General features: G+C 69.3%; 24 protein-coding genes and 1 tRNA gene. 13 read left to right on the top strand and 12 right to left on the bottom strand.

Features of this window, described 5'->3' with window-relative positions; translation table 11 throughout:
• Window positions 1-99 precede the first annotated feature (99 nt).
• From FHS07_RS12830 to FHS07_RS12795, 8 genes are all read left to right on the top strand, one after another.
• Window positions 100-175, top strand: a tRNA-Ala gene (locus FHS07_RS12830).
• Between the two features lie 238 nt (window positions 176-413).
• Window positions 414-1,841, top strand: coding sequence for a GH1 family beta-glucosidase (locus tag FHS07_RS12825; RefSeq protein WP_183420316.1), 1,428 nt, complete (start codon window positions 414-416; stop codon window positions 1,839-1,841).
• Window positions 1,842-2,095: 254 nt separating this feature from the next.
• On the top strand, window positions 2,096-2,857 hold the full coding sequence (locus FHS07_RS12820; protein WP_183420315.1) for an ABC transporter ATP-binding protein: 762 nt from the start codon (window positions 2,096-2,098) through the stop codon (window positions 2,855-2,857).
• On the top strand, window positions 2,857-3,609 hold the full coding sequence (locus FHS07_RS12815; RefSeq protein WP_183420314.1) for an ABC transporter permease: 753 nt from the start codon (window positions 2,857-2,859) through the stop codon (window positions 3,607-3,609). Before FHS07_RS12820 ends, FHS07_RS12815 begins: the two co-directional genes overlap by 1 nt.
• On the top strand, window positions 3,609-4,373 hold the full coding sequence (locus FHS07_RS12810; protein WP_183420313.1) for an ABC transporter permease: 765 nt from the start codon (window positions 3,609-3,611) through the stop codon (window positions 4,371-4,373). Before FHS07_RS12815 ends, FHS07_RS12810 begins: the two co-directional genes overlap by 1 nt.
• Window positions 4,374-4,410: 37 nt before the next feature.
• Complete coding sequence (locus tag FHS07_RS12805) at window positions 4,411-5,490, top strand: ABC transporter substrate-binding protein (protein ID WP_183420312.1); 1,080 nt, start codon at window positions 4,411-4,413, stop codon at window positions 5,488-5,490.
• Window positions 5,491-5,502: 12 nt separating this feature from the next.
• A complete protein-coding gene (locus FHS07_RS12800; RefSeq protein WP_183420311.1) occupies window positions 5,503-6,342 on the top strand; it encodes an HAD family hydrolase in 840 nt (279 codons plus the stop codon).
• The gene (locus FHS07_RS12795) at window positions 6,339-7,418 is read left to right on the top strand and encodes a LacI family DNA-binding transcriptional regulator (protein WP_183420310.1); all 1,080 of its coding nucleotides are present in this window, start codon (window positions 6,339-6,341) and stop codon (window positions 7,416-7,418) included. The genes FHS07_RS12800 and FHS07_RS12795 overlap by 4 nt, the downstream gene beginning before the upstream one ends.
• Before the next feature lie 93 nt (window positions 7,419-7,511).
• Here the strand turns inward: FHS07_RS12795 and FHS07_RS12790 are convergent, their stop codons facing one another.
• The 7 genes from FHS07_RS12790 to FHS07_RS12760 all read right to left on the bottom strand — a co-directional run bounded on the left by FHS07_RS12790 (window position 7,512) and on the right by FHS07_RS12760 (window position 15,392).
• Complete coding sequence (locus tag FHS07_RS12790) at window positions 7,512-7,949, bottom strand: VOC family protein (RefSeq protein WP_183420309.1); 438 nt, start codon at window positions 7,947-7,949, stop codon at window positions 7,512-7,514.
• 71 nt (window positions 7,950-8,020) lie between these two features.
• Entirely contained in the window at window positions 8,021-9,574 is a 1,554-nt protein-coding gene (locus tag FHS07_RS12785) for a hypothetical protein (RefSeq protein WP_343054715.1), read from the bottom strand.
• A 14-nt stretch (window positions 9,575-9,588) separates the two neighbouring features.
• A complete protein-coding gene (locus tag FHS07_RS12780) occupies window positions 9,589-10,332 on the bottom strand; it encodes an ABC transporter ATP-binding protein (protein WP_183420778.1) in 744 nt (247 codons plus the stop codon).
• Between the two features lie 178 nt (window positions 10,333-10,510).
• Window positions 10,511-11,806 (bottom strand): ABC transporter permease, encoded by a 1,296-nt coding sequence (locus FHS07_RS12775; protein ID WP_183420307.1) that lies wholly within the window; start codon window positions 11,804-11,806, stop codon window positions 10,511-10,513.
• Entirely contained in the window at window positions 11,806-12,672 is an 867-nt protein-coding gene (locus tag FHS07_RS12770) for an ATP-binding cassette domain-containing protein (RefSeq protein WP_183420306.1), read from the bottom strand. Before FHS07_RS12770 ends, FHS07_RS12775 begins: the two co-directional genes overlap by 1 nt.
• Window positions 12,669-13,727, bottom strand: a complete 1,059-nt coding sequence (locus tag FHS07_RS12765; RefSeq protein ID WP_183420305.1) for a permuted SH3 domain-containing protein — start codon at window positions 13,725-13,727, stop codon at window positions 12,669-12,671. The genes FHS07_RS12770 and FHS07_RS12765 overlap by 4 nt, the downstream gene beginning before the upstream one ends.
• 174 nt (window positions 13,728-13,901) lie before the next feature.
• Window positions 13,902-15,392 carry an amino acid permease gene (locus FHS07_RS12760; RefSeq protein WP_183420304.1) on the bottom strand — a complete coding sequence of 497 codons (1,491 nt, stop codon included), beginning with the start codon at window positions 15,390-15,392 and terminating at the stop codon, window positions 13,902-13,904.
• 167 nt (window positions 15,393-15,559) lie between these two features.
• Here FHS07_RS12760 and FHS07_RS12755 point away from each other — a divergent pair, with 167 nt between their 5' ends.
• The 3 genes from FHS07_RS12755 (at window position 15,560) to FHS07_RS12745 (ending at window position 17,110) form a co-directional block, all read left to right on the top strand.
• Window positions 15,560-15,907 (top strand): histone-like nucleoid-structuring protein Lsr2, encoded by a 348-nt coding sequence (locus FHS07_RS12755; protein WP_183420303.1) that lies wholly within the window; start codon window positions 15,560-15,562, stop codon window positions 15,905-15,907.
• A 28-nt stretch (window positions 15,908-15,935) separates the two neighbouring features.
• Window positions 15,936-16,676, top strand: coding sequence for an acetolactate decarboxylase (locus FHS07_RS12750; RefSeq protein ID WP_183420302.1), 741 nt, complete (start codon window positions 15,936-15,938; stop codon window positions 16,674-16,676).
• 95 nt (window positions 16,677-16,771) lie between these two features.
• On the top strand, window positions 16,772-17,110 hold the full coding sequence (locus FHS07_RS12745) for a histone-like nucleoid-structuring protein Lsr2 (RefSeq protein ID WP_183420301.1): 339 nt from the start codon (window positions 16,772-16,774) through the stop codon (window positions 17,108-17,110).
• Between the two features lie 117 nt (window positions 17,111-17,227).
• Here the strand turns inward: FHS07_RS12745 and FHS07_RS12740 are convergent, their stop codons facing one another.
• Complete coding sequence (locus FHS07_RS12740; RefSeq protein ID WP_183420300.1) at window positions 17,228-18,301, bottom strand: Glu/Leu/Phe/Val dehydrogenase family protein; 1,074 nt, start codon at window positions 18,299-18,301, stop codon at window positions 17,228-17,230.
• 312 nt (window positions 18,302-18,613) lie between these two features.
• Here FHS07_RS12740 and FHS07_RS12735 point away from each other — a divergent pair, with 312 nt between their 5' ends.
• Window positions 18,614-19,090: a YbaK/EbsC family protein gene (locus FHS07_RS12735; protein WP_183420299.1), complete on the top strand. Its 477-nt coding sequence runs from the start codon at window positions 18,614-18,616 to the stop codon at window positions 19,088-19,090.
• A 200-nt stretch (window positions 19,091-19,290) separates the two neighbouring features.
• Here FHS07_RS12735 and FHS07_RS12730 read toward each other — a convergent pair whose 3' ends face one another.
• The 4 genes from FHS07_RS12730 to FHS07_RS12715 form a co-directional block, all read right to left on the bottom strand.
• Window positions 19,291-21,234, bottom strand: a complete 1,944-nt coding sequence (locus FHS07_RS12730; protein ID WP_183420298.1) for a glycogen debranching N-terminal domain-containing protein — start codon at window positions 21,232-21,234, stop codon at window positions 19,291-19,293.
• The gene (locus FHS07_RS12725) at window positions 21,231-22,064 is read right to left on the bottom strand and encodes a carbohydrate ABC transporter permease (RefSeq protein ID WP_425488163.1); all 834 of its coding nucleotides are present in this window, start codon (window positions 22,062-22,064) and stop codon (window positions 21,231-21,233) included. The genes FHS07_RS12730 and FHS07_RS12725 overlap by 4 nt, the downstream gene beginning before the upstream one ends.
• 80 nt (window positions 22,065-22,144) lie before the next feature.
• Window positions 22,145-23,296 (bottom strand): ABC transporter permease subunit, encoded by a 1,152-nt coding sequence (locus FHS07_RS12720; protein ID WP_183420296.1) that lies wholly within the window; start codon window positions 23,294-23,296, stop codon window positions 22,145-22,147.
• A 2-nt stretch (window positions 23,297-23,298) separates the two neighbouring features.
• Window positions 23,299-24,549 carry a sugar ABC transporter substrate-binding protein gene (locus FHS07_RS12715; RefSeq protein WP_183420295.1) on the bottom strand — a complete coding sequence of 417 codons (1,251 nt, stop codon included), beginning with the start codon at window positions 24,547-24,549 and terminating at the stop codon, window positions 23,299-23,301.
• 233 nt (window positions 24,550-24,782) lie between these two features.
• Here FHS07_RS12715 and FHS07_RS12710 point away from each other — a divergent pair, with 233 nt between their 5' ends.
• A complete protein-coding gene (locus tag FHS07_RS12710) occupies window positions 24,783-25,778 on the top strand; it encodes a LacI family DNA-binding transcriptional regulator (protein WP_183420294.1) in 996 nt (331 codons plus the stop codon).
• Window positions 25,779-26,279: the final 501 nt, after the last annotated feature.

The raw sequence follows: 26,279 nt of genomic DNA, 5'->3' as shown, positions 1-26,279 counted from the left end.
GGATGGCGTTCGGCGGCCGAGCTCCCGCGGCGCGACGCGCCCGACGTGTGGGCGCGTCCGGTGGCGCTGGGGTGCCGTGATAGTGTTTACGAGGTTTCCGGGCCTGTGGCGCAGTTGGTAGCGCGCCTCGTTCGCATCGAGGAGGTCAGGGGTTCGAATCCCCTCAGGTCCACCAAACACCGGTCTCGCGAGAACACATGATGTTGCGAGAGCCATGACAACGGCGCCTCACCTTCGGGTGGGGCGCCGTTGTCTGTATTCGCCGTGGCAATCAGAGTGGCGGACGATTCTGCGCGTTCTGTGAGCCCCTCCGTACGCAGACCCCACTCCCGTCCGGTGGTGTCGTGCGCCGTAATTCCCCGGAAATGTCGGCACCGTATGTTAACCGCATAACAATTGACGAGGAGGCCCCGATGCCGTTGCACTCACGACTGCTCGAACGAATTGACGGGCTCGGCAAGCGCCGATGGCCGTCTGAGTTTCTGTGGGGGAGCGCGACCGCGGCCCTGCAGATCGAGGGTGCCGCCCGGGCCGACGGGAAGGGCGACAGTATCTGGGATGCATTCGCGCGCATTCCCGGCGCGGTCGCTCACGGTGACACCCCGGAGCGTGCCGTCGACCACTACCACCGCGTGCCGGCGGACGTTCGGCTGATGAAGGACCTGGGTCTCACGTCATACCGGTTTTCGACGAGCTGGGCACGTGTCGTACCCGACGGCCGTTCGACGAACAGCCGCGGTCTCGATTTCTACTCTCGCCTGGTCGACGAACTGCTCCAAGCAGGGATCCTCCCATGGCTGACTCTGTACCATTGGGACCTCCCCCAGGCGCTCGAAGACGGGGGCGGATGGGCCGCTCGCGACACCGCACATCGTTTCGTCGACTACGCCGAGGCGGTGCACGATGTGGTGGGCGACCGGGTGGACCATTGGACGACGTTCAACGAACCCTTCTGCTCGTCGCTCCTCTCCTATGCTGCAGGCCTGCACGCACCCGGTCGGCGGGAGCCGCGGGCGGCACTCGCTGCCGTGCACCACCAGCATGTCGCTCATGGCCGTGCTGTCTCGGCTCTGCGCTCCCGGGGCGTCGAGCAGCTCGGGATAACCCTGAACCTCACTACCGCGCTCCCCGCCGACCCGGAGGACGCGGTCGATCAGGATGCGGCGCGGCGATTCGATGCATTGGCCAATCGCATCTTCCTCGAACCGCTCGTTCGGGGAAGCTACCCGGCGGACTTCCTCGAGGACGTCGCTCCTCTGCGGTTCGAGGACCTGATCCAGGACGGCGATCTCGAAGTGATCTCCGCCCCACTGGACTTCCTCGGCGTGAACTACTACCACGACGACGTCGTGTCCGGGCATCCGGTTGCCGACGCACAGTTCGCTGCTGCGACCGATCGACTCATCGCATCTCCCTATGTCGGTTCCGAACACGTCACGTTCCGAGGTCGCGGGTTGCCGCGGACCGGCATGGATTGGGAGATCCATCCCGATGGATTGCGCGCACTCCTGCTTCGTCTGACGGCGAAGTATCCGATGCTCCCACCGCTCTATCTGACCGAGAACGGCGCTGCCTTCGACGATGTTCTCGTCGACGGTGCTGTCCAGGACGACGAGCGCACGGACTTCCTCCTCGACCACGTCGCGGCTGTCGCCGACGCCATCGACGGCGGAGCGGACGTCCGCGGCTACTTCGTCTGGTCGTTATTGGACAACTTCGAATGGGCGTGGGGCTACGACAAGCGCTTCGGCATCATCCACGTCGACTACGAGACATTCGAGCGGACGCCGAAGCAGTCGGCTCTCGCGTTCGCTGCGCTCATCGAGGCGGCGGGATCGTGAGCGCATCGTGGCGGTGCGGCGCAGCGGTCCGCCAGATCGCCGGAAGTGCGGTGGGACGCGATCGCCGCGATGCGCCGTCCGGCCGGAGGTCCCTCCCAGCTGCATAGCAACCGCCTGCGCCGACGCGTCCCGAGACGCGGCGTGTGAAGCGCATAACAAGGTCGTCCGATTTCCGTAACTCGCAGGAAACAGCTCGTCGGTAGCGTGTGAAGCGCATAACAAGTTCTTCCAACCCCGCTCGAAAGGCCCCGGTCATGAGTGCAAACGGCATCACGCTCGACCGCGTCGAAAAGACCTTCGCCATAAAGAGGCGCGCGTCCTTCACTGCGCTGCAGGACGTCAGCCTCGAGGTCGGAGCGGGCGAGTTCGTCGCTCTCCTCGGCCCCTCCGGCTGCGGCAAGTCCACCATCCTGCGGATGATCGCGGGACTGGAGCTGCCGACAGCGGGAACGCTGCAGGTGAACGGACGAAAGCCCGCCGATCTCGTGAGCGATCATCGACTCGGCGTCGCGTTCCAGGATCACGCGCTCCTGCCCTGGCTGACGGTCGCTCAAAACATCGCGCTACCGTTCCAGCTTGCGAAGCGCCCGGTCGACAGATCCCGAATCAGCGAGCTGATCGAACTGGTCGGGCTAGCGGCGTTCCGCGACGCTCACCCGCGACAGCTCTCCGGCGGCATGCGGCAGCGCGCCTCCATCGCCCGGGCGCTCGCGCTGCGTCCGGAAGTGCTCCTGCTCGACGAGCCCTTCGGAGCACTCGACGCGGTCACCAGACGGCGGATGAACCTCGAACTCGCCCGCATCTGGGAGGAGGAGCGCACCACGACCGTCCTGGTGACCCACGACGTCGAGGAGGCGGTCTTCCTCGCCCAGCGCGTCATCGTGCTCGCGGCGAACCCCGGCCGGGTGCGGCACGAGGAGGCTCTGACGTTCTCGGTGGACCGCGCCGACGGCCTCGACCGCAGCGATGAATTCCACCACGTGGTCGACCGCCTCACCCGGATGCTGGACGCCTGATGAGCCCGCGCACGAAGAAGATGCTCCTGGGCCTTCTCGGTGCTGCCGTCCTGCTGGGCGTGGCGGAGGTCATCGGCAGGCTGGGACTCGCAGGTCGGGCCTGGCCGGCGCCCATCGAGGCGTTCGCCACCGTTTTGCAGACCGAGCTTTCCCGCTCTCTCCTCCTGCGCGCTCTGGGTGCCACTCTGGTGTCAGCCGGGACCGGGCTCGTCCTCGGCTCACTCGTCGGCATCGCGGTCGGTTTCCTCGGATTCTTGATCCCCGCACTCCGAGCGGGCCTGGACCAGACGGCGTCGATCCTGAACACGGTTCCGCTGATCGCCCTCGCTCCGCTGCTGATCGCCCTCGTCGGCCCCCAGGGGATGGCGACCTTGACCGCTTCCCTCGGTGCGGGGTTCGCGATGTTCGTCGCGACCGCGTCCGGCCTCGTTTCGACACCACCCGCCCTCGCCGACCTCTTCAGCGTCGCGGGAGCCTCTCGGCCCCAGCGCATCCTGCGCCTCAGTCTCCCCAGTGCCGTGCCCAGCCTGCTCAACGGGCTCACGCTCGCTGCATCCGGTGCGGTGCTCGGAGCGGTGCTCGGGGAGTGGTTCGGCGCCCCGGTCGGTCTCGGGGTCTTGATGATCAGCTCGATGCAGAACTTCCAGGTCGAGCTCCTCTTCGTCGTCGCCCTCACCGCGGCCCTGGTCTCCCTCGCCGCGTTCTACAGCATGGTCGCCCTCCAGGCCGTGATCGGAAAGAGGTTCGTCTGATGGTCTCGTCCAACGCCTCCGTCCTCACCCGTCGGATCGCCTCCCTCGTCTGGCCCGTCGTCGTGATCCTGGTCGCGTGGGAGCTCGTCGTCGCCGTCAACGGCTACACCGACCTCCTCCTCCCTCGTCCCGGCGTCGTCGCGATGGAGATCCTGCTCCATCTCGACAAGTACGCGGGACCTACCCTGACGACCATCGCGCTCGCCGTTCCCGGGGCGCTCCTCGGACTCGCCCTGGGTTCGGGTCTGGCCATCCTGGTCTGGTACTCCAGCGTTCTCGACGGCCTCATCACTCCCACGACGAACGTCCTGCAGGCCATCCCCGTCGTCGCGATGCTCCCGGTGATCGGTCGCCTGGTCGGCTACAACGAGATCACCATCATCGTCGTCGTGATGCTCTTGTCGTTCTTCCCGACTTTCGTGTTGGTGCTGGGCCGCCTGCGCCAGCCCAACGGGTCCACCGAAGACGTCTTCCGCGTCTTCGGTGCCGATCGTCGCACGACACTCGTGAGGCTCCTCCTGCCCCAAGCGGTACCCGGACTGATGGCGGCGATCCGTATGACAGCCCCGTTCTCCATCGGGGCCGTGATCCTCGCTCAGTACCTCCTTGCGATCGGCGGGCTCGGGCAGCTGATCACCGACTCGGTGGTCCGTAGCGACACGGTCGCCGTGTGGGCCATCGCCTGCATCACCACATTTGTCGCGATCCTCGTCTTCGCTCTCACGAAGATGCTCGAAGACCGCGTCAGCACGCGGTTCCTTTGACTTGTCAGTCCCACCCCATCCGAATCGGAGCCCGACCATGATCAGTTCTGCCCCCATCTCCCGCCGCACCCTGCTCGCGGGCGCCGGCCTCAGCCTCGGTGTTCTCGCATCCGGCGTTCTCACCTCGTGCGCGCCGGGCCCCGGCACCTCCTCGGCGACCGGGACGACGACGAAGCTCAGAATCACCCTCGGTTGGATCTCGAACGTCGAGTTCGGCGGATATTTCATCGCCGACGCCCGCGGCTACTACGCAGAAGAAGGACTCGAGATCGAATTCCTCCCCGGGGGTGCGAACGCACCGTCCGCCTCGCAGAGCCTGGCGGCCGGAAACGCTGACATCGGCCTGTCTCCGTCCATGAGCGACACCATCGTCGCCGCGGCCAAGGGCAACGACCTCAAGATCCTGGGAGCGGTCTTCCAGGACAGCCCCGGCGGCATCGTCTCACTCACGAAGAAGCCCATCACCACACCGCAGAAACTGGCCAGCGCCAAGGTGCTCGGTCAGACCGGCACGCAGCCGTACCTCGATGCGATCCTCGAGCTCGCAGACCTGCCACCCGCCACCTACGACTTCGTTCCGGCCGGCTTCGACCCGTCCCCCCTCGTCGACGGGCAGGGCGACGCCTACACCTGCTACGTCACGAACCAGCCCACCACTCTCGAGGCCAAATTCGGGCTGGTGAAAGGCAAGGACTACGTGACGGTCACCTACAGCGAACTGGGCCTCCCGTCGTATGCCGACGTCATCGTCACCACCGGGGCCTTCGCGAAGGCGAACGAGGAGACGATCGTCAAGTTCCTGCGAGCGAGCATCCGCGGGTGGCAGGACAACGTCAGCGACCCGACCATCGCCGCGAAACTCTGCGTCGAGAAGTACGGTGCAGATCTCGGCCTCGACCTCGATCAGCAGATCCGCCAGAACGAGTTGCAGATCCCCCTCCTTCAGAGCGACTTCACCGCGACCCATGGCCTCTTGAACATGGACACCGAGTTGCTGACCGCGAAGATGCTCCCCGCGATGAAGGCGGCTGGACAGGAACCGGTGCCCGCGGACGTCGACGGCATCGTCGACCTGAGCTATATCACCAAGGCCTACAACGGCGCGTCGACCCTGTAACAGACCACCCCGATGCCCTCGCTCTCGCCCTCTCATCTCATCGCACTCGACGTCGATGGGACGCTCATGCGCGACGACGGGACCATCAGCCCGACAGTGCGGGAGCAGATACTCCGGTTGCAAAGTCGAGGCCACACGATCACGCTCGCGACCGGGCGACCCGCCGCGAGCGTGATCGCACTCCTGCACGATCTCGGACTGAGCCCCGAGTACGCGGTCTGCAGCAACGGAGCCGTCATCGTCCGGCGGGCTTCGGGCGGAGGTTACGACGTCCATTCGGCTGAGGTGTTCTCTCCTGCGGCGGCTCTGCGTCTCTTACGCCTCGCCGCCCCCGAGGCGATGTTCGCGGTCGAGGAGGAGGGGGGTGACTTCCTGCTGACCCGACGCGTGGCCGATTTCGGCACGCAGAGCACCTCCCGGGTGGTCCCCTTCGATGACTTGCTGACGACGCGAGCCCTGCGCATCATCATCGTCTCCGACGAGATCAGATCCACGGCCCTCTTCGATCAGCTGCCGATCCTGGGCCTGAAACCCGTGCTGTACGCCGTGGAGAACACCATGTGGTTGGACATCGCGCCGGAGGGGATTCACAAGGCACGAGCGCTCGAACGCGTGCGGACACTCCTCGGGGTGAAGCGTTCCCGAGTCGTGGCGGTCGGGGACGGCCTCAACGACATCGAGATGCTCCTCTGGGCTGGTGAGCAGGGGCGAGGGGTAGCCCTGGCGCATGCACCCGACGAGCTCCGCGCGGTGGCCACGGAGACCGGCGGTAGCGTGGAGGACGACGGTGCCGCCGGCGTTCTCGCCACGATCGACGACATCGGCGCACCACCCGAGGAGTCAGACCGATGACCAGGATCCCCACCGTCTACGACGTCGCGCACGCCGCAGGGGTGTCGACGGCGACCGTCTCGTACACGTTCCGCAACCCCTCCCGGGTGAAGGAATCGACGCGCGAGCTCGTCCTCGGTGTGGCGCAACGCCTGGGGTACGTCCCGAACGCCAGCGCCCGCAACCTCGCACGGGGCCGCACGGGCGTTCTGGGCCTCTTCGCGTACGACTTCCTGTGGGAGGCGCCCGATCGACGCACTACCGTCGAAGGGGCCCTTCCCGACGGCTCCGAGCCGTCGGGAGAGCCGTACGACGAGTTCCGTCTGTTCCCCGTCTACCTCGATGAAGTCCAGCGCGGGTTCGAACTCGAATGCTGGCGCCGAGGCTTCGAGATCATCATCAGCGGACGGCGAGGCGCCGCCGAAGACTCCGCGATCAACGAATTCGCAGGACGAGTCGACGGACTCGCCGTGTTCCCACGCCGAGTCACTTCCCCCACCCTTCACCACATCGCCCGCCGCATACCCGTCGTGGAACTCGCCTCCCGCGGAGCTACCGATGTGTGCAGCAGAATCGACGTCGATAACGCGGGCGGTATCGCCCTACTCGTCGAGCACCTCCATCAGGAGCACGGCCACCGCACCCTCCGGTTCGTCGTATCCGACGACAACGCCGACAGTGCCGCTCGCTCCCTCGCCTACGACGCCGCGATCGAACGGGCCGGTCTCCCCGCCCTGCCGCCGCTGCGGCAGTCCACTGACTTCGCCGGACAACTGACCGCACTCCACGAGAACGGCGATCTCCCCGACGCTCTCGTGTGCGCCTCCGATCAAGTCGCACTCGAAGCCCTCGACATCCTCCACCGACTCGGGCTCGACGTACCGCAAGACATCGCCGTCGCCGGCTTCGACGGCATCCTCGCCGGCGCCATTTCACGACCCCGACTCACTACCGTCCGACAACCCATGAGCGAGATCGGCCGGATAGCCGCCGACCTTCTGATCGCTCGAAGCGCGGACATCGACCTGCCCAACGAAGCGATCGTTCTTCCGACTCGACTGCTCGTACGGGAGAGCTGTGGCTGCACTTCTGTGTGAGCCGATCTGAATCGGAGGCGCAGCGCTCCGAGAGCATACGATCGACGAGCTCTTCGGGCACACGAACTCCGCGGGAGCCGGTGCCCGACGAAGTCAGCCGGCCCCGCCGCCTTCGGCCCAGCCGCCCGGGGCTGCGACGTTGAACATCCATGCCACGCCCCACGGGTCGGTGAGCTCGCCGTAGAAGTCGCCCCAGACCTGCTTCTCGAGTGGCTGCGTCACCTCGGAACCGCCCTCGACGAAACGGTTGTAGAAGCCCCGCACGCGGTCGAACTCGTCACTCATGAACGCGGCATGGGTGCGGCTGGTGCCCCGTCCCTGCGCGGGCTCATCGAACCCGTCGGCGCCCATCACGGTGAATCCCTCAGCGCGCAACTCCGAGTGCATCACGCCGTCGGCGGGGGCGTCCGGGATGCCGAACTCAGCGAACGTGGTGATCGTCAGGTCGCCGCCGAACACCGACTGGTAGAACGCCATCGCCTCACGGGCGGCGCCGGCGAACGAGATGTACACGACGAGTGAGGTGGCCATGCGGCATCCTTCCTCTCCTGAGTGAGTGGCCCTCACCCTAGACCCGGCGGCGATGAGGGGGAAGGCCCGGCTCAGGCGCCCCTGAACGAGCGCAGCTGCGCGAGAAGGGCGGGCGCTCCGGCGTCGAAGCGTCGGCCACCCACGATCACTCCGATAGCGAAGACGAGGACCCCCCACACCGGGCCGATGGCGAGGGCGAGCCATCCCGCGAGCCCCGGGCCGGTGATCATTGCGATCGCCGCGGGGATGACCGCAGGAAGGGACAGCACGGCGACGAGTACCCAGCACAGCAGGAACGCGAGGAACATCACGAACGAGGAGCCCGGCACGCGCTTGAACGGCGAATCGCCCGGCGCCGGCGTCGGGATGACCAGAAGAGCCGAGCTCACCGCGCTCACCCCGAGACCCACGAGGACCAGCGCGAGAGAGGCGCCCAGCACGGCGGGGAGGGCGTCCCACCGGTCGGCGATCGCGAGCGTGGCGACGTCGACCAGCACGACGAGGGGGACGATCACCGTTCCCGCGCCGAGCATGCGCCCGAGTCGGTCGTCGCGACCCCGGATGCCGGTCTGCAGCACGGTCGCGAACGCGGTGCCGTCGTAGGAGACGTCGGAGTACGCCAGTACACCGGCGAAGAAGCCGACCAACAGGCCCGAGATCGCGAACAGGGGACCCGTCACGTCACCGCCGGAGTACACCAGCATCAGCACGGGAAGCAGAGGCAGGATCAGCAGCTGACGCAGATAGCGCATGTCGCGCGTCCACGACGTGAGCGAACGCGCCCACGTCGCGCCGACGGGGCTCGAGGGCATGACGCCGAACCACCCGAGCGAGCCGGTGCGGCTCCGCGAGGCCGAGCGGGAGGGCGGAGCGACGACGGATGCCGACAGGCTCCGCCACCACAGGAGCCACAGCAGCGCCAGGGTGGCCGCGGCGATGAGCAGGCGGAGGCTGCCCGTGAGCCACGCGCCCGTGGCGAGGTCGCCGGGCACGGCCCACGCGGCACCGATCGGTGTCCACGACAGGGCCTCGACGATGGTCTGCAGCTGCACGCCCTGGTCGGTGGCGACGCGCAGCCCGTTCATGATGCCGATCAGAAGGGGACTGGCGAAGATCAGCGCGAGGAAGCCGACGAGCCCCACGATCTCGCGTGTTCGACGCCCGCTGCCCAACCCTCCGGCCAGGGCGGCGACGGCTCGCGACGCCACGACGCAGATGAGCACACCGAGCGGGACGCAGACGATGGCCGCGATCGCGGCCACCGGATGGCGCGCCCACACGAGGAACGTCGCGAGCGCGCCGAGGGTGGTGACGATGCCGGGCACGCCGGTGAGTCCTCCGGCGGTGATCGCGATCATCATCTGGCGCGTCGTCATCGGGAAGGGTGCGAGTTTCGCCGGGTCGAGGGTGGTGTCGATCCCCGCGGCGAACACGGGCCCGATGACCCACCCGAGGGTCAGAATCGCCCCCGCGGCCGTCACCGCGGCGCGTGCGATGTCGACATCGAGGGTGCCGACGAAGAACAGCCCCACCCCCACCAGCAGGAGCATCCACAGCGCGCCGAGCACGCCGAAGATGAAGCCGACGAGCTGCATCGGACTCCGCATGAGGGTGTTGCCCAGCACGCGGAACCGGATCCTCAGGACTGTCGCAACCACTGCGGTCCCTCCGAGTGGTGACGACCGCCCACCAGGTCGACGAAGCGGTCCTGGAGGGTCCGCGTGCCGCGCACCTCGTCGACGGTTCCGGATGCCAGCAGCCGCCCCTGCGCGATGACCGCGACGTGGTCGCACATGCGCTGCACGAGATCCATCGAGTGGCTCGACACGATGACGGTGCCGCCCGAGGCGGTGTAGCCGCGCAGGATGTCGTCGATGTTGGCCGCCGAGACGGGATCGACCGATTCGAACGGCTCGTCGAGCACGAGCACGCGCGGGGCGTGCACGAGGGCGCAGGCCAGGGCGACCTTCTTCGTCATGCCGGCTGAGTAGTCCACCACGGGCGTCCCGGCGGCGTCGCCGAGATCCATGATGCGCAGGAGGTCGGCGGTGCGGGAGACGACTTCGTCGCGGGGGAGACCGAACATCATGCCGGTGTAGGTCACCAGCTGCTCACCGGTGAGCCGGTCGAACAGACGCACACCGTCGGCGAGATTGCCGATCAGTCTCTTGGCCTCGACGGGCTGCGCCCAGACGTCGACTCCGTGGATACGAGCGGTTCCCGCGTCGGGACGCAGCAGCCCGGTGGCCACGGACAGCGTCGTGGTCTTGCCCGCACCGTTGGGTCCGACGAGACCGTAGAACGACCCGGTCGGCACGGTCAGGTCGAGACCCGCGACGGCGGCCTTCTCGCCGAAGCGTTTGATCAGGCCGTTCAGCTGCATCGCGGGCAGGTGGTCGGTGCCCGCGGTGGGAACCACCGCATCGGGGAGTGACGTCGGCGGGGCGACGGTCTCGGGGAGCACGGGCGGCGGAGGTGTCTCGCGGGGGGCGTCGGTCACGGTTTTCAACCTATGTGGGTGGTGCGGGTCATTCCCAGACCCGCGCGGGAATCGGCCGTGCTCAATAGCGGATCGCGTCGATCACCTTGACCCGCACCGCGACGAGTGCAGGGAGAAGGCCTGCGAGGGCGCCGACGGCGGTCGCGGCGACGAGGCCGGTGATGGCGGCATCCGCGGGGAAGGGTGGGAAGTCGCTGACCATGCCCTGGCCGATGAGATCGCGCACCGCGGGGGACTGCACGACCAGGATCGAGATGATCACGCCCACCCCGCCCGCCACGACCGTGGCGACGACGCTCTCCATCATCACCGCGAAGAACACCCGGCTCGCCGTCGCACCGAAGCTCCGGCGGATCCCGATCTCGCGCACGCGCTGCTTCACCGTGACGAGGGCGATGTTCACCAGCCCCAGGGCGCCGAGCAGCAGCACGAGTACCGCGATGCCGGTGACGACGGTGCGGGTGACGGCGAACGGGTCCTCACCAGAGGTCGCCCAGTCCTGTCGGTTGATACTGACTTCGACGCCGTCGCCGAGGGCCCCGGCGAGGTCGCGCTCGACGAGCGTGGCCAGCTGGTCGGACAGCTCCGGCGGCACCCACATCTCGTACTGCGTCTGGGGGGCGCCGCCCCCGTACGGATCGACCGGGGCCGCCGCGCTCGCTCCGCGCTCGCCGGCGGCCGCGTCCTGCATCGCGGTCACGTGATCGACGAGCATGAACATCGACGGGGCGGTATCCCACGTCGACGACGGGGTGACACCGACCACGACAGCGCGCACGCCGCCGGACGGGATTCCGGATGCCGAGTTCGGCACGCCCTGTCCACCCAGTGCGACGACCGGGTGGCTCTCCAGCGGCGGTCGGCCCATCCGGTCCCAGAAGATCTCGTTGACGATGACCTGCGGCGCGAGCTGCTGCGCGTCGAGGGCGGTGAACCACTCACCCTCGCTCATCTGCACGCGATGCATCTCGCCGTACGGTTGGTCCACCGCCTGGGTGCCCACCTCCACGTTTCCGTCGGCGAACGGCACGAGGTTCGTCGTGTTCTGCAGGCGGCTGGCGTAGGTCACGTCGTAGCGCTCCACGACCTCGGCCCACGCGGCATCCATTCGCTCGGAATCCAGCGGTTCGCCCCCGCTCGGAAAGGCCGAGACGAACAGCGTGGCGGGGCGGCCCGAGCTGCGCTCGCTGAGCTCCTGGTTCGACTGCTGCACGATCGCGCCCAGGGCGACGACGGTGGTGAGCGAGCAGACGGCGACGGCGACGCCGACGAGCGAGAGGAGCACGCGGGTGCGGTGCACCCGCACCTCCTGCCACGCCTCGAGCAGGGCGCCGACGAGGGCGGTCAGGGCGCGCATCAGGGGTCCGTCCGCTCGGTGCTCACGGGAGCCGCGCCGTGGGGCGAGGTCGACGGCTCGCGCAGACCAAGGCGCTCGAGGGTGGAGTCGGAGTCCGCGTCGCGAGAGTCGGTGGCCGCGGCCGGCTCGGCATCCGGGGCCATCTCACGCCGGTCGCGGCGCGTGAGCGGTTCGAGGCTCGGGTCGTCGACGGGTGTCAGCACGCCGCGGTCGAGTCGAAAGTGGCGGCGCGCACGCCGGGCGATCGTGGGGTCGTGCGTGATCGTCACTTGCGCTGCCCCCGTGCGGACGGCGACCTCGTCGATGAGCTCCATCACACTCTGTCCGGTGTCGAGGTCGAGCGCGCCCGTGGGTTCGTCGGCGAGGATCAGGCGCGGTCCTCGCACCAGGGAGCGCGCGATCGCGACGCGCTGCTGCTCGCCGCCGGACAGACGGTCGGGCATGCTGCTCAGGCGGTGTTCGAGACCCACGAGCTCGAGCATCTCGGCGGCGATCCTCTTGCGGTGCCAGAACGTGCGCCCCGTCGAGTACAGCAGCGGCATCGTGACGTTCTCGAGCGCCGTGCGTCCCGGCAGCAGGTTGAACTGCTGGAAGACGAAGCCGATGGCGGCACCGCGCAGACGGTCGCGCTTCGCCGCGGAGTACGCCTTCACCGGTCGATCGTCGAAGGTGATCTCGCCGCTGGTGGGCAGATCGAGCAAGCCGAGCATGTTGAGCAGCGTCGATTTGCCCGAGCCGGAGCGGCCCACGATCGACACGTGGTCGCCGGGCTCGATCGTCAGATCGACCCCCGAGAGGATCGTCAGCGCAGGTTGGTCCGGCGGGATCACCGTGCGGGTGACCTCGCTCAGGGTGAGCAGGCTCACGGCGCGGGAGCCTGTTCGCAGTACATCCCGCCGTCGGGGTAGACGGTGCATCCGTCGTCGGGCACCGACATGGCACCCGGGGCGAACTCCAGGATCTCCTCGCCCTCGGCGAGGCCCTCGGTGACCTGCACCTGCGTGCCGTCGGTGAGACCGAGGGCGACGGCACGCTCCTCGGTGGATCCGTCGGCTGTCGTCACCCACACGGTGCCGCTCTGCGCGGCCCCGCGCACGGCGGTCGTCGGCACGACCAGCACGTTCTCCGCTCGTCCGCCGGCGATCGTCATCTCCGCGGCGAGGCCGGCGAAGACGGTGACCTCGCCCGGTACCACGCAGGTGGCGGTCGTGCCCGAGCCGGCGGCGCCCGCGGCCGTGCCGCCCCCGCCCCCGTCGACGGCACCGGTGCCGGCGGTGTCGCCACCGGTGCTGCCGGCGAGCGGTGTGGTGATGCGCAGGTCGCCGCACGTGAAGGCCGCGGGCCCCCCGGTGATCGTCACCGTCGCCTCGGTGGGGCGATCGAGCAGACGGTACTGCTGGGACGGTTCGAGCGTGCCCGTCACCGAGAAGGTGGGCGGTGCCACGGTGCCGGTGGTCGCGCCGATCGTGACGTCCTGGTCCGCGATCACCGAGAGGGAGCTGAGCGTGCCCGCGGCGGGTGCGGAAACCTCCACGTAGCGGAAGATCGCCGGCTTGGGCTTGCCCTCGGCATCCACGCTGTCGGCGGGGTCCCGCTCGATCGGCACCTTCACGTCGAAGACCACGTCGCCCTGCGCGACCGTGGCGCCCTGGGCCACGAAGATCTTGTTCACCGTGCCCGCGGCCGTCGACTTCATCGGAACGGCGGCGTCGGCCGAGACGGAGGCCGTCAGCACGACGTCGTTCGTGATGGTGCCCAGCGTCGCGACCGTGCGCGGCTCGACGATCGCGCCCGTGGGCACGGCCGGCGAGGCGTCGACAGGGCGGTCGGGAAAGAACGCGAGCTTGATGAGTGCGGCCGCCACGAGGGCGACCAGAAGAATACGCAGAATCGGAAAGACCCACGTGCGTGCGATCCCCATGAAACCCCCCCGGAACGGAAATCGTCGTCATCGAACGATTTCCACCCTAGGGGGGTCGGATGACGCTCCCCGCATCGCCCGGCCGGGTGAAGCGGGTCGCCGTGGCATCCGGGAACGACGGATGCCACGGCCCGGCCGCGCGGGGCGGCGAGGTCGTGGCATCCGGTGCGCAGGTTACTTCTTCGGGGGAGCGACCACCGTCGGGGCGATGAAGTCACCCGTGCCGACCCGCGAATGGCGGCGCGAGTAGGCGAAGTAGATGGCGAAGCCGAGGGCCAGCCAGATCAGGAAGCGCAGCCACGTCTCGACCGAGAGGTTGAGCATCAGATACGTGCAGATCAGGGCCGAGAGGATCGGCAGCACCGGGCTCCACGGCACGCGGAAGCCGCGCTTGAGGTCGGGGCGCTTGCGTCGCAGCACGAGCACGCCCACCGAGACGAGCACGAACGCCGAGAGGGTGCCGATGTTGACCATCTCCTCGAGCACGCCGATGGGGGTGAAGCCGGCGACGACCGCGACGATCGCGGTGACGAGGATCGAGATGACCCACGGGGTGCGAAGCCGCGGGTGCACCTTGGCGAGGGTCCCCGGCAGGAGCCGGTCGCGCGACATCGCGAAGATGATGCGGGTCGCGCCGATCATGAGGGTGAGGACCACCGTCGTCAGACCGGCGACGGCGCCGGCGGCGATGACCGTGGCCATCCAGGTCTGACCGTGGAAGGCGAAGGCGTTCGCGAGCGCCGCCGAGGGGTTCAGCTCGCCGTACGGCACCATGCCGGTGACGACGATCGCGACGGCGCAGTAGAGGATCGTGCAGATGACGAGCGAGGCGATGATGCCGATCGGCAGGTCGCGCTGCGGGTTCTTCGTCTCCTCCGCGGTGGTGGCGACGACGTCGAAGCCGATGTAGGCGAAGAACACCAGCGCCGCTCCCGCGAGGATGCCGCCGACGCCGAACGTGGCGGGTTCGAGGCCCGACAGGAACTGCAGCAGCGGCTGGGTGAGACCGGATGCCGACTCGGTGGGGACCGATTCGGGCACGAACGGCGAGTAGTTGGCGGGGTTGATGAACAGGATGCCGGCGATGATGACGAACAGGACGATGAACAGCTTCACCGCCACGAGCACGAGGTTGACGCGCAGCGATTCCTTGATGCCGAGGGTCATCAGACCGCCGAGCACGAGCACCAGCAGGATCGCGGGCAGATCGACCACGCCGCCGTACGAGATCGCCTCCGGCAGCACGATGCCGATCTGTTGCAGGAAGGTACCGAGGTAGGCGCTCCACCCCTGCGCGACGACGCTGGCGCCGAGGAACATCTCGAGGATGAGATCCCATCCGATGATCCACGCGAACAGCTCGCCGAGCGAGGCATAGGAGAAGGTGTAGGCCGAGCCGGAAACGGGCACGGTCGAGGCGAATTCGGCGTAACACATGGCGGCGAGACCGCACGCGATGGCCGCGATGATGAAGCTGATCACGACGGCGGGTCCGGCGACGTCGTGGGCGGCGCGGCCGGTCAACGTGAAGATACCGGCGCCGATGACGACGCCGACGCCGAAGACGGTCAGGTCGACCGCGGTCAAGGACTTCTTGAGTCGAAACTCCGGTTCGTCGGTGTCTGCGATGGACTGCTCCACCGACTTGGTGCGGAAAAGGCTCACGCTGTGCTTCCTCTGTCTCAGGCGATGCCCAGGGAGCGGACACCACCCAGGGAGGATAGTCCCATCCGCGCTCGCTGACTATCCGTCCTCGGACGGGCGAAGCGCATCATGACACGGAATTGAGGTGTCATGTAAATCAATTCTCGCGGGTGTATTCTTTACGCATTATGGCTATGAAGCACATCACGCACCTCGTCGATGACCTCGACGGTACCGTCCTCGAAGACGGCCAGGGAAAGCAGATCACTTTCTCGGTGGAGGGTCGAGCGTATGAGATCGACCTTTCCGACCGCAATGCCGACAAGTTCTATTCGGCCATCGCCCCCTTCGTCGATGCCGCCCGCTCGGTCTCGCGCGGCAACACCGCGGCGCGTCGCGGGCGTCCGGCACGCCGGTCGAACGACGTGGACCTGGGCGCCGTGCGCGAATGGGCGCGCGCCAACGGGCACACCGTGAGCGACCGCGGTCGCGTGCCCGCGACGATCCTCGACGCCTACACCGAAGCGACGTCCTGATCGAGCGGCGAGGCGGCGGAGCGTAGACGTGACTGCGCTCCTGGCACCCGGTGCGGTGACGCAGTTCGCCGTCCTGGACGCCCTGCTGGCGGGCGTGTATTCGCAGGGTGCGTCGGTCAATGCCGTGCGCGCGTCGGGCGACACCGGCGTGGGGTGCTGCGAGGGGCTCGGCGGAGAGGTCGTCATCCTCGACGGCGAGCTCTACGAGTGCACCTCCGACGGGCCCCCGCGGGTGATGACGGACGACGAGTCGTTGCCGTTCGTCGACGTCTGCTCTCTGGGGGAGGCCACCGCGTCCGCCGTCGTCGACCTCGATCTGCCGGGCCTGGAGTCGGCGGTGGAGGATCGGCTGCTGAGCAGGAACCTCTTCCACGCGGTGCGGGTCGACGGCGTCCTCGCGCACGTTCTCACGCGCGTCACGCGCCGACAGGAGCCGCCGTTGCGTCCTCTCGCCGAGGTCGCCGCGGAACAGATCGAGACCACGACGCGTGAATGCGCGGGTACGCTCGTGGGCTTCTGGATGCCCCGCATCTATCAGGGCATCACGGTGGCGGGTCTCCACCTGCATTTCCTCAGCGACGATCGGTCGGTCGGGGGCCATGTCCTGGACGCCCGTGTGCGTGAGGGCGGACTGCGTATGTCGGCATTCGCCGATTTCCGCCTGCGGCTTCCCCACGACGGGAGATTCCTCTCGACCGAGCTCACCCACGATGACGACCATCGAATCGTCACCGTCGAGAGTCGCGGCATCTCGTCTTCCACATCGTGAAAGATGCGGCCATTGGTCGCAATTGGGGCGAACATGCGGGTGAATTCGTATTGCATTCGCCGAAACGGCGGACATCGGCGGTTTAGGGTCGGCGCATGGCGAAAAAGCACATCACACAGGTGATCGATGATCTCGACGGTTCGGTGATCGACGACGGTACGACCGTGCAGTTCTCCTTCGAGGGACGTGCGTACGAGATCGATCTGTCGGTACACAATGCCGAGAAGATGCGCGATGCGCTCCGGCCGTACATTTCCGCGAGCCGCGCGGCGAATTCTCCGCACTCCTCGCCACGACGAACTCCCCGCGGTCGAGCGATCCCCACGAGAGACCTCGCCGACGTGCGCTCCTGGGCCGTGAAGAACGGTCACGCGATCAACACGCGCGGACGCATCTCTTCCTCGGTCCTCGACGCCTACGACGCCGCTCACTGATCACCCGACGACAGAACCGGATGCCACGAGCTCGTGGCATCCGGTTCTGTCTGCATCGCGCGGCGGGGTCAGACCCGACGGCGAGCTCGGGTCTTCCGGCGTTCGCGACGGAGCGGGTCAGACGAGGGCGGTGCTCCGCGCACCGGCGGAGAGCCGCTCGGCGGCCAAGCCCTCGGCCGCGGCGAGCGGGGTGACGCCCCGCGCGGCCGCTTCGTCGAAGACGCGGCGGATCGTGTCGCCGATTCCGGCGACACGGCCCATGATCTGATCCATCGTCCCGCGCTGTTTGGCGACCAGGTCGAGGTAGATCACGCCGCCGGCGTTGACGACGAAGTCGGGGGCGTACAGGATGCCGCGCTGCGCCAGACGTTCGGCGCCGCTCCGCTCGGCCAGCGGGTTGTTGGCCGGCCCGCAGACCGCCCGCGCGTCGAGGGCGTCGATGATCTCATCGGTGAGCACGCCACCGATGCCGGCGGGGACGAACACATCGGCGGGGATGAGGTGCGCCTCGCTCGGCTCGACCCACGCGGCGCCGAGCTCGTCGGCCACTGCCCGCTTCGCCGGGTTGACGTCGGTGACGGTCAGGACGGCGTGCTCGGATGCCAGACGTTCGGCGAGACGACCGCCGACCTGGCCGAGACCGGCGACGGTGATGCGGCGCCCGGCGACGTCGCCGGTGCCGACGGCGCGCTCGAGCGTCGCGACGAGCGAGGCGTAGACGCCGAGGCTGGTGGGGCCCGCGGGTTCGCCGGAGCCACCCACTGAGTCGGGGAGTCCGACCACGTGCGCGGTGCGCTCGCTCACGACCAGCATGTCGTCGGTCGTCGAGCCCACGTCTTCGGCGGTGCGGTACAGCCCGCCGAGGCTCTCGACGGCATCGCCGAGGTCGAGGAACGCCGCGCGGCGACGGTCGGCGTCGAGGACGGTGCCCTCGGGCAGGCCGATGACGCTCTTGCCTCCACCCGCGTCGAGTCCGGCGGCGGCGTTCTTCAGCGTCATCGCCGCCGACAGGCGCAGGGCATCGCCGAGGGCATCGGTCCACGACGGGTAGGTCCACAGGCGGGCGCCGCCGAGGGCGGAGCCGAGCACGGAGGAGTGAAGCGCCACGGCGACGAGCAGACCGCTGCGCCGCCCCGTGATCACCTCCACGCGCTCGTGCGTGAAATCGGGCAGGGGCAGGGCGTTGGTCATCGCGTTCCTTGTCGTCGGCCGCCTTGTGAGCGGCACTTCTCGGATGCCGCAGCGTCGTGGCATCCACCCCCATTGTGACGCGCGTCGTCGACGGACGCGAGGGGCGCGCGGCATGGTCTCGATGAGCCGTGGGGGGTGGCCGGTCGGGTCGGGGTCGCGCGGACCCCGCGATCGGTGGCGCGTGTCCGGGGCGGGGTCGCGCCACCCCAGCGATGCACGCGGGGTCGGTCGCGGTGGCGGGTCTCGGGCGGAGGTTGGGCGCATCGCGGAGATAAAGGCGGGTCGGCGCGGCGTCGTTCTAGGCTGGCGGGCATGACCGACGCCCTGCCCGCCCGTAGTCGTCTCGTCGCCGCCTCCCTCCGGGAGGCCGGTATCGACGGCGGGATCGTCGTGCTTCCGGATGCCGCGTCGACGGCCGCGCTCGCGGCGGCGGCCCTCGGCATCGAGGTCGGGGCCATCGCGAACAGCCTCGTGTTCTGGAGCGACGACGAGCCGCTGCTGGTGATGACCAGCGGCGCGCACCGCGTGGACACGGCGGCTCTGGCCGAGCGGCTCGGGCGCGGCGGCATCCGACGGGCCACGCCGGATCAGGTGCTGGCCGCGACCGGACAGCCCATCGGGGGAGTGGCGCCGACCGGGCACCCGGCGCCTCTGACGACGATCGTCGACGAGGACCTCGCGGCGTTCGACGAGATCTGGGCCGCGGGGGGCACGCCGCACACGGTCTTTCCGCTGACCTTCGACGAGCTGGTGCGCCTGACCAGCGGCGCGGTCGTGCGCGTGGCGTGAGCGGGCGCTGCCACCGGACGCCGGCGTACAGGGTTCGGGGCGGGATCTGCGCGTTGGGGCGGGAGAATCGCGCCCCGAACGGCAAGATCCGCCCCGAACGCCGTGAACGCCCCGAACGGCCCCGAGTGCCTGAACGGCGGGAACGGCCCCCAACGGCGGGGACCGTCCCGCACGCGTGAATCGGGGAAGGGCGCGGCGGCTCAGGGCGTGAGCGCGGTCAGGCAGACCACCGCGGCGGCGGCCGACCAGGCCTGGGGCCGGCAGGCGGCGGGGTAGGGCGTCGGCACCGACGAGTGGGTGCGCGGATCGCCGGCGTGCAGCTCGGGCACGCGGTAGGCGAAGCCCTCGGCGGCATCCAGGAGTCCGGCGACGACCCTGCGCGCCTGCTCGCCCAGGCCCGCGCGCAGCATGCCGTGCACCGCGATCGCGGTGTCGTGCACCCAGACGCTCCCGCCGTGGTACGACAGCGGCCAATACCCCGCCGCCCCGGTCGACATCGTGCGGATGCCGTATCCGCTCGACATGCTCTCACCGAGCAGCAGCGACGCGACGTGCGCCTCCTCGTCGCCGGTGAGCAGACCGGTGCCGAGCAGGTGCCCGATGTTGCTCGTGAGCGTGTCGACGGGACGCTTGGCGTTGTCGAGCGCCACCGCGGGGTAGCGGCCCTCCGGCGTCTCGACCCAGTAGGTCTCGGCGAAGCGCGTGCGGAGGTCGTCGGCCCAGGCGCGCCAGAAGACGATGTCGGCGGCATCCGTGACCGTGCCGAACTCCTCGAGCAGCTCGGCACCGGCGAGGGCGGCCTCGTAGGCGTACGCCTGCACCTCGCAGAGGGCGATCGGGCCCTCGGCGAGGCGGCCGTCGCGCCACTGGATCGAGTCGCCGGAATCCTTCCACCCCTGGTTCGACAGCCCGGTGCCCAGGCGGTCGATGTAGTCGAGGAAGCCGTCGCCGTCGCTGTCGCCGCTGTCGCGGATCCAGCCGAGCGCGGCGCGCAGCGTGGGCAGGAGCTCGCGCACCTCGGCCTCGGGCATTCCCGCGCGCCAGGCGTCGGCGAGCAGGCAGATCCACAGCGGTGTCGAGTCGACGCTGCCGTAGTACTTCGGCGGCAGCACGATGCCCTCGCCGGGGATCTCGAGCGCTGAGGCCCGCAGCTCATGCAGGATCTTGCCCGGCTCCTGCGCGGTCTGCGCGTCGTCGTCGACACCCTGCAGCCGCGCGAGCACGCGGAGAGTGGATGCCGCGATCTCGCGGTCCAGCGGAAGGGCCAGGCGCGCGGCCCAGATCGAGTCGCGCCCGAACAGCGTGAAGAACCAGGGCGCGCCGGCGGCGAAGAACTCGTCGTCGGGGTGCTCGGGCAGCACGAGGCGGAGCGCGTCGAGATCGTCGAGGGCGGTGCGCAGCCAGCGCGCGAGGCGCGGATCGGGTGCCTGGGCGGCGAGGGCGGCGGCATCCCACCGCGGAGCCGCCGCGGCCGATCCGACGACGAGGGTGTCGTCACGCAACGTCAGCGTCCAGGCGACCTCGACGCAGCCGGTGGCGGGGACCTCGACGCTCCAGCTCGCCTCGAGCCCGTCGGCTCCGAATGCCACCCGGGCGCCGGGAGCGACGAGTTCGAGGCCCTGAGCCCCGGCATCCACGATCGCGCGGTCGCCGTCGACGTCGGTCGTGATCTCCCGGGGATGTGAGTGGCCGGACTTCACCTCGTGCAGCTGCGCGAACTCGGGCGACAACGCCAGCCGCAGGGTCGTCGAGATCGGCCGGTCGACGCGCGAGTGCAGCGTCCAGGTCTCGCTGACCACCCCGTCGGCGACGCGCCGGTCGCGCAGCACCCGCACCTTCGGGTCGGGCGTGGTGTCGTCGAGTCCGCGCAGCAGGCCCCCGAGCACGAGACGCGACGCGCCGTCGGGTGCGGTTGAGATCCACTCGACGGGCGAGCCGTCGCAGACGAGTGCGAGGGTACGCACGTGTCGGACGTCACCGTGGTACACGCCGTGGACGGAGGCCGTGCCCATGTCGCCCGTGGCGTCGGACCACACCTGCGTGGGGGCGCGCAGCACGATGACCGCGTCGTTCAAGAGGGGTTGGAGCGGGGCGGTCACGGCATCCGTCACGGCCGCCGGAGAGGCGGTGGGGGCGGTGGTCATTCTTTGACGGCTCCTTCACTGGCGTTCATGATGCGGCGTTGAAAGATGAAGAACACCACGGCGACCGGAATCGTCATGATGGCTGCGGCCGCGAGTTTGAGGGGGAATTGGCTGCCCTGACTGAGCTGTCCGCTCGCAAGCGCCGCGACGCCCTTGGTCAGGGTGGTGAGCTCGGGGGACTGCGTGGAGACGACGAAGTGGCTCAGCTCGTTCCACGATCCCTGGAACGACAGGATCACGATCGTGATGAGGGCGGGGCGCGCCATCGGCAGGACGACCGACCAGAAGATGCGGAAGGTGCCGGCGCCGTCGATACGCGCCTGCTCCTCGACGGACGGCGGGATCGACTCGAAGAAGTTCTTCATGATGAACACGCCCGCGGCATCGACGAGGAGCGGCAGGATCATGCCCGCGTAGGAGTCGTAGATGCCGAGCTGGTTGATGACGAGGAACTTCGGGATCAACAGCACGACCGTCGGCACGGCCATCACCGCGATGAGGCCCGCGAACACCAGACCGCGCCCCCGGAACTGCAGGCGCGCGAGGGCGTATCCGGCCAGGGAGTTGAAGAACACCCGGCCCGCCGTCACGAACACCGTCACCACCGCGGAGTTGGCGAACCACACCGGGAAGTCGGAGTTGACGAAGAGCCGCTCGTAGGCCGCCCACGTGAAGGTCTGCGGCAGGAGGGAGATGGGATCGGCCGCGGCTGCGGCATCCGTCTTGAAGGAGGTCGCCACCTGCACGAGGAACGGATAGATGTAGATCAGCGCGAGCACGATCAGCAGGGCGTACAGGCCGATCTGCCATCCGAGCGCCTTGCGCGACATGCGGTGCTTCGCTCGGCGGCGGCCGGGCCCGTCGAGACGCTGCTCGGCCAGAACGGTGGTCTGGGGGGATGCCGTGGCGGTCATCGCGAACCTCCCATCGAGCCCGTGCCAGGGCGTTCGGGGCCGGTGGGGGTCGCTGCCGTGCCGCGCACTTCGTACTCGCGGATGCGCCGGCGCGAGACCGGTCGATCGCGCAGCACGAAGCGCTGCAGGATCGTCAGCACGACGATGATGAGGAAGAGCACGAACGCGATCGCCGCACCCTGACCCCACTGCTGCGACAGGAACGCCGAGGAGTAGCTGAGGTACGCCGGGGTCAGTGTGGTCTTGCCGGGCCCGCCCTGCGTACCGGTGTAGATCTGGTCGAACACCTGCCACGTGCCGATGAGGCCCAGGGTCAGCACCGTGAACAGCACGGGCTTGAGCTGCGGCAGGGTGACCCGCCAGAAGCGCTGCCAGCCGGTGGCGCCGTCCATCATGGCGGCCTCCTGCACGTCGCCGCCGATGTTCTGCAGGCCCGCGATGAACAGCAGCATGAACGTTCCCGACGTGGTGAACACGGCCATGAGGATGAACGCCGACATGGCGACCGAGGGACCTGCCAGCCAGTCCCACCACGAGACGCCCAGCAGGGTGTTGCCGGTGAGCAACGCCGGCCCGCTGGTGATGCCGACCGCGCCCAGGAGGTTGTGGACGACCCCCGAGGGATCGCTGAACCAGTTGGGTCCGTTGATGCCCAGCCACGACAGCACCTCGTTGACGGCACCGGATGCCGAGAAGAGGAACAGCCACAGCACGGTGATCGCCACGGAACTGGTGACGGATGGGAAGTAGAAGGCGGTGCGGAAGAACCCGCGGCCACGCAGGACCGCGCGGTTGACCAGCAGCGCGAGGAAGAGCGAGAGCGCCGTCTGCAGCGGCACCACCAGCAGCACGTACCACCCGTTGTTGCGGAGCGCCGTGCCGAAGTCGCGTTCGGCGAGTCCGCCGCCGGTCGTGACGGCGGCGTAGTTTTCGACGCCGACGAAGTTCACGTTCGACGCGAAGGGGCTGCCGCGACCGGTCCAATCGGAGAAGCTCACCCACAGCGCCATGAGCACGGGGACGAGCAGGAACACACCCAGGATGACGAGGACGGGTGCGGTGAAGAGCCAGCCGGCGGCGGCCTCGCCGCGCCGGATCCCCGAGGGGGGGGACCCGGCGCGACGCGGCGCGGTGGTGAGAGCGCTCACGATTAGCCGACGATCGCCTCGAGGTTGGACTGCGCCGTCTGCAGCAGCGCCTGCGGGTCGCCGGTCTTCAGCGACTCGAGCTGTGCGTTGAAGTCGGTGATGACGTCGGCGGCGCCGGCCATGTTCGGCGGGAACTGCGCGTACTCGGCCCCGGCGAGGAAGGCGCCCAGGTCGGGGTTGGCGCTGGTCCACGCGTCGGCCGCGGACTGGATCGAGGGCATCGGACCGAAGGCCTCCGAGAACGCCAGCTGCTGGTCGGTGCTCGTGAGGTACTCCACGAGCGAGCGTGCCTGCTCCTGGTTGCCGCCGTCGGCTGCGAGGCCCCAGCAGTTGGTGAACTGCAGTGTGCCCTTGCCACCGGGGCCGGCCGGGAGTTCGGCGACGGTGTAGTTCACGTCGGGGTAGTCGGCCGACATCGCGCCGGTGATCCAGTTGCCTTCGATGACCATCGCGGCCTTCTGCGTGCCGAGCGCTTCTCCACCCCATCCCGCGCCCACATCGGACGCGAAGGCGAACGAGCCGTCGTTCAGGTGGGTCTTGACGTAGTTCAGCGCCTCGACGTTCTCGGGGCTGTCGGCCGTGGCCTGCCCGTCGGTCACGAGACCGCCGCCCGCCTGGGCCATGAAGGCGCCGACGCGCTGGTACTCGGCGCCGAACGCGAGTCCGACGCGCCCGTCGGCCGTCAGACGCTGGGCGACGGATGCCAGCTGGTCCCACGTCGTGGGGAGGTCGGCATCCGTGAGTCCGGCGGCCGTCCAGAGGTCGGCGTTGATGATCAGCGCCAGGGTCGAGAAGTCCTTGGGGGCGCAGTAAAAGGACCCGTCGACGGTGAAGTTGTCGACGAGGGAGGGGTAGAAGTCGTCCTTGTTCGCGAGGTCGTCGCCGTACGCGGCGATCGATCCGTTCGCCGCGTAGCCCGCGAGGGCCTCGGGCGCGAGGTAGAACACGTCGGGCGGGGAGCCGGCGGCGAAGCCCTGCGAGAGCTGCTGGGGCAGGTCGTTGGCGGTCTGCACCTCGGCCGCGACGCCCGACTGCTCGCTCCAGGCGGCGACGGCGTCGGTGACGGCCTGCGTCTCGGCGTCGCCCGAGGAGCCGATGAGGATGCTGAGGCTGCCGCTGCCGGAGGCCTCGCCGTCGCCGGGGGTGTCGCTGAAGCCCGAGCCGCAGGCGGTGAGCGTGAGGGCTCCGGTGGCCAGCAGCGCGCCGGCGGCGAGCGCCGTGCGTGTGCGGGGTACGGGCGTGTGCCGTGTCATGTGTCTCTCTCCTTCGATGAGGCATGCGACCCCTCCGCATGTGGTCGGAGGGCCGTCAGTTTGAACGTTCAAATAACGGTTCCACCACGGTACGAACACGTTGCGCCGGATGTCAAGAGGTTGTCGCCCGGCCTAGGCTGACGATCTGGACGCGCGCGCCGGACCCCGTCGGGCCGGCCCGTCGACCCGGTGCTCGTCACCGGCTCGCGCGCATCGAGACGGGAGGGGACGACATGGCGAAGGCGCCCACCGTCGACGACGTCGCCCGTATCGCCGGTGTCTCTCGGCAGACCGTGTCGAACGTGGTGAACACCCCCGACATCGTCCGCGAGGCCACACGGCAGCGGGTGGAGGCCGCGATCGCCGAGCTCGGCTATCGCCCGCACGCCGCGGCGCGTCGACTCCGGATGCGCCGCAGCTCCACCATCGGCATCCACCTCGATCCGTACGCCGGCGGCATCTCGGGCGTCGTGCTCGACCGGTTCGTGCACGCCCTCACCGAACGCGCCGGCGAGCGCGACATGCGCGTGCTGCTGTACGCCGCCCGCACACCCGAGGAGGAGATCTCCCGCCTCGGCGACCTGCTGGAAGGGGGAGAAGTGGATGCCGTCGTCGTCACCGGCACCTTCCACGGCGACCCCCGCACCGGGTGGCTGACGGCGCGGAACCTGCCGTTCGTGTCGTTCGGTCGGCCGTGGGGCGAAGACGACGTCGAAGCGCCGGCGCACCTGTGGGTCGACGTCGACGGTGCGGCGGGGACGCGGGCCGCGACCGCGCACGCGCTCGCGCACGGCCGCGGACACGTGGCTTTCCTCGGCTGGCCCTCGGGGTCGGGCACGGGGGACGAGCGCGAGCGCGGCTGGCGCGAGACGGCGAGCGCGGGACCGCGTTGGGTCGTCGAAGAGAACGTGTCGGCGGCGCGCGACGTCGTGGCGGCCGGCCTCGTCGCCGACCCGGGCGTCACCGGCATCGTCTGCGCGAGCGACTCCCTCGCCATCGGCGCGCACCTCGCGACCTCGCTCGCCGGGCGCCCCGACATCACCGTCGTCGGGTTCGACAACACCCCCGCCGCCGAGGCCCTCGGACTCTCGAGCGTCGAGCAGTTGCCCGAGCGGGTGGCATCCGGAGCCCTCGACCTGCTGATGGGCGACGGCACGGTCGTCGCGCCGCGGGCGGCGGCCGCGGGCACGGCGCACGTGCTGGTGGAGCCGCGTCTCGTCGTGCGGTGAGGCGCAGCTCCGCCGGGGTGGCTCGGCCGGGGGTGGGGTGCCTTGGCTGCGGTGGCTCCGCCGCGGGTGGGGTGGCTCGGCCGGGCGCGGGGTGGCTCGGCCGGTGTGGTCGGGGTCTGGCGTTCGGGGCGGGTTTCGTGCGGTGGGGCGGCCGGCGTCCGCCCCGGTGCACATTCCGCGCCCCGATTGGGGCGGGGCAAGGTCGGCACCGGGTTTGGGGCGAGTGCGGCCGGTTGGGGCGGGAATTTCTCGCCCCGACCGGCGGAATCCGCCCCGAACCGGTAACGCGGGCGCGCGGGCGCAGCGACCGGAGCGGATGCCATGGCGCGCGGGGCGGGATTCGTGCGGTGGGGCGGCCGGCGTCCGCCCCGGTGCACATTCCGCGCCCCGATTGGGGCGGGGCGGGGTCGGCACCGGGTTTGGGGCGAGTGCGGCCGGTTGGGGCGGGAATTTCTCGCCCCGACCGGCGGAATCCGCCCCGAACCGGTAACGCGGGCGCGC

The sequence above is a fragment of the Microbacterium proteolyticum genome (assembly GCF_014192415.1).
In the GTDB taxonomy this organism is placed as follows: domain Bacteria; phylum Actinomycetota; class Actinomycetes; order Actinomycetales; family Microbacteriaceae; genus Microbacterium; species Microbacterium proteolyticum.
Note: the sequence above shows the minus strand (reverse complement) of the source record. Positions and strands in the feature narration are given on the sequence as shown.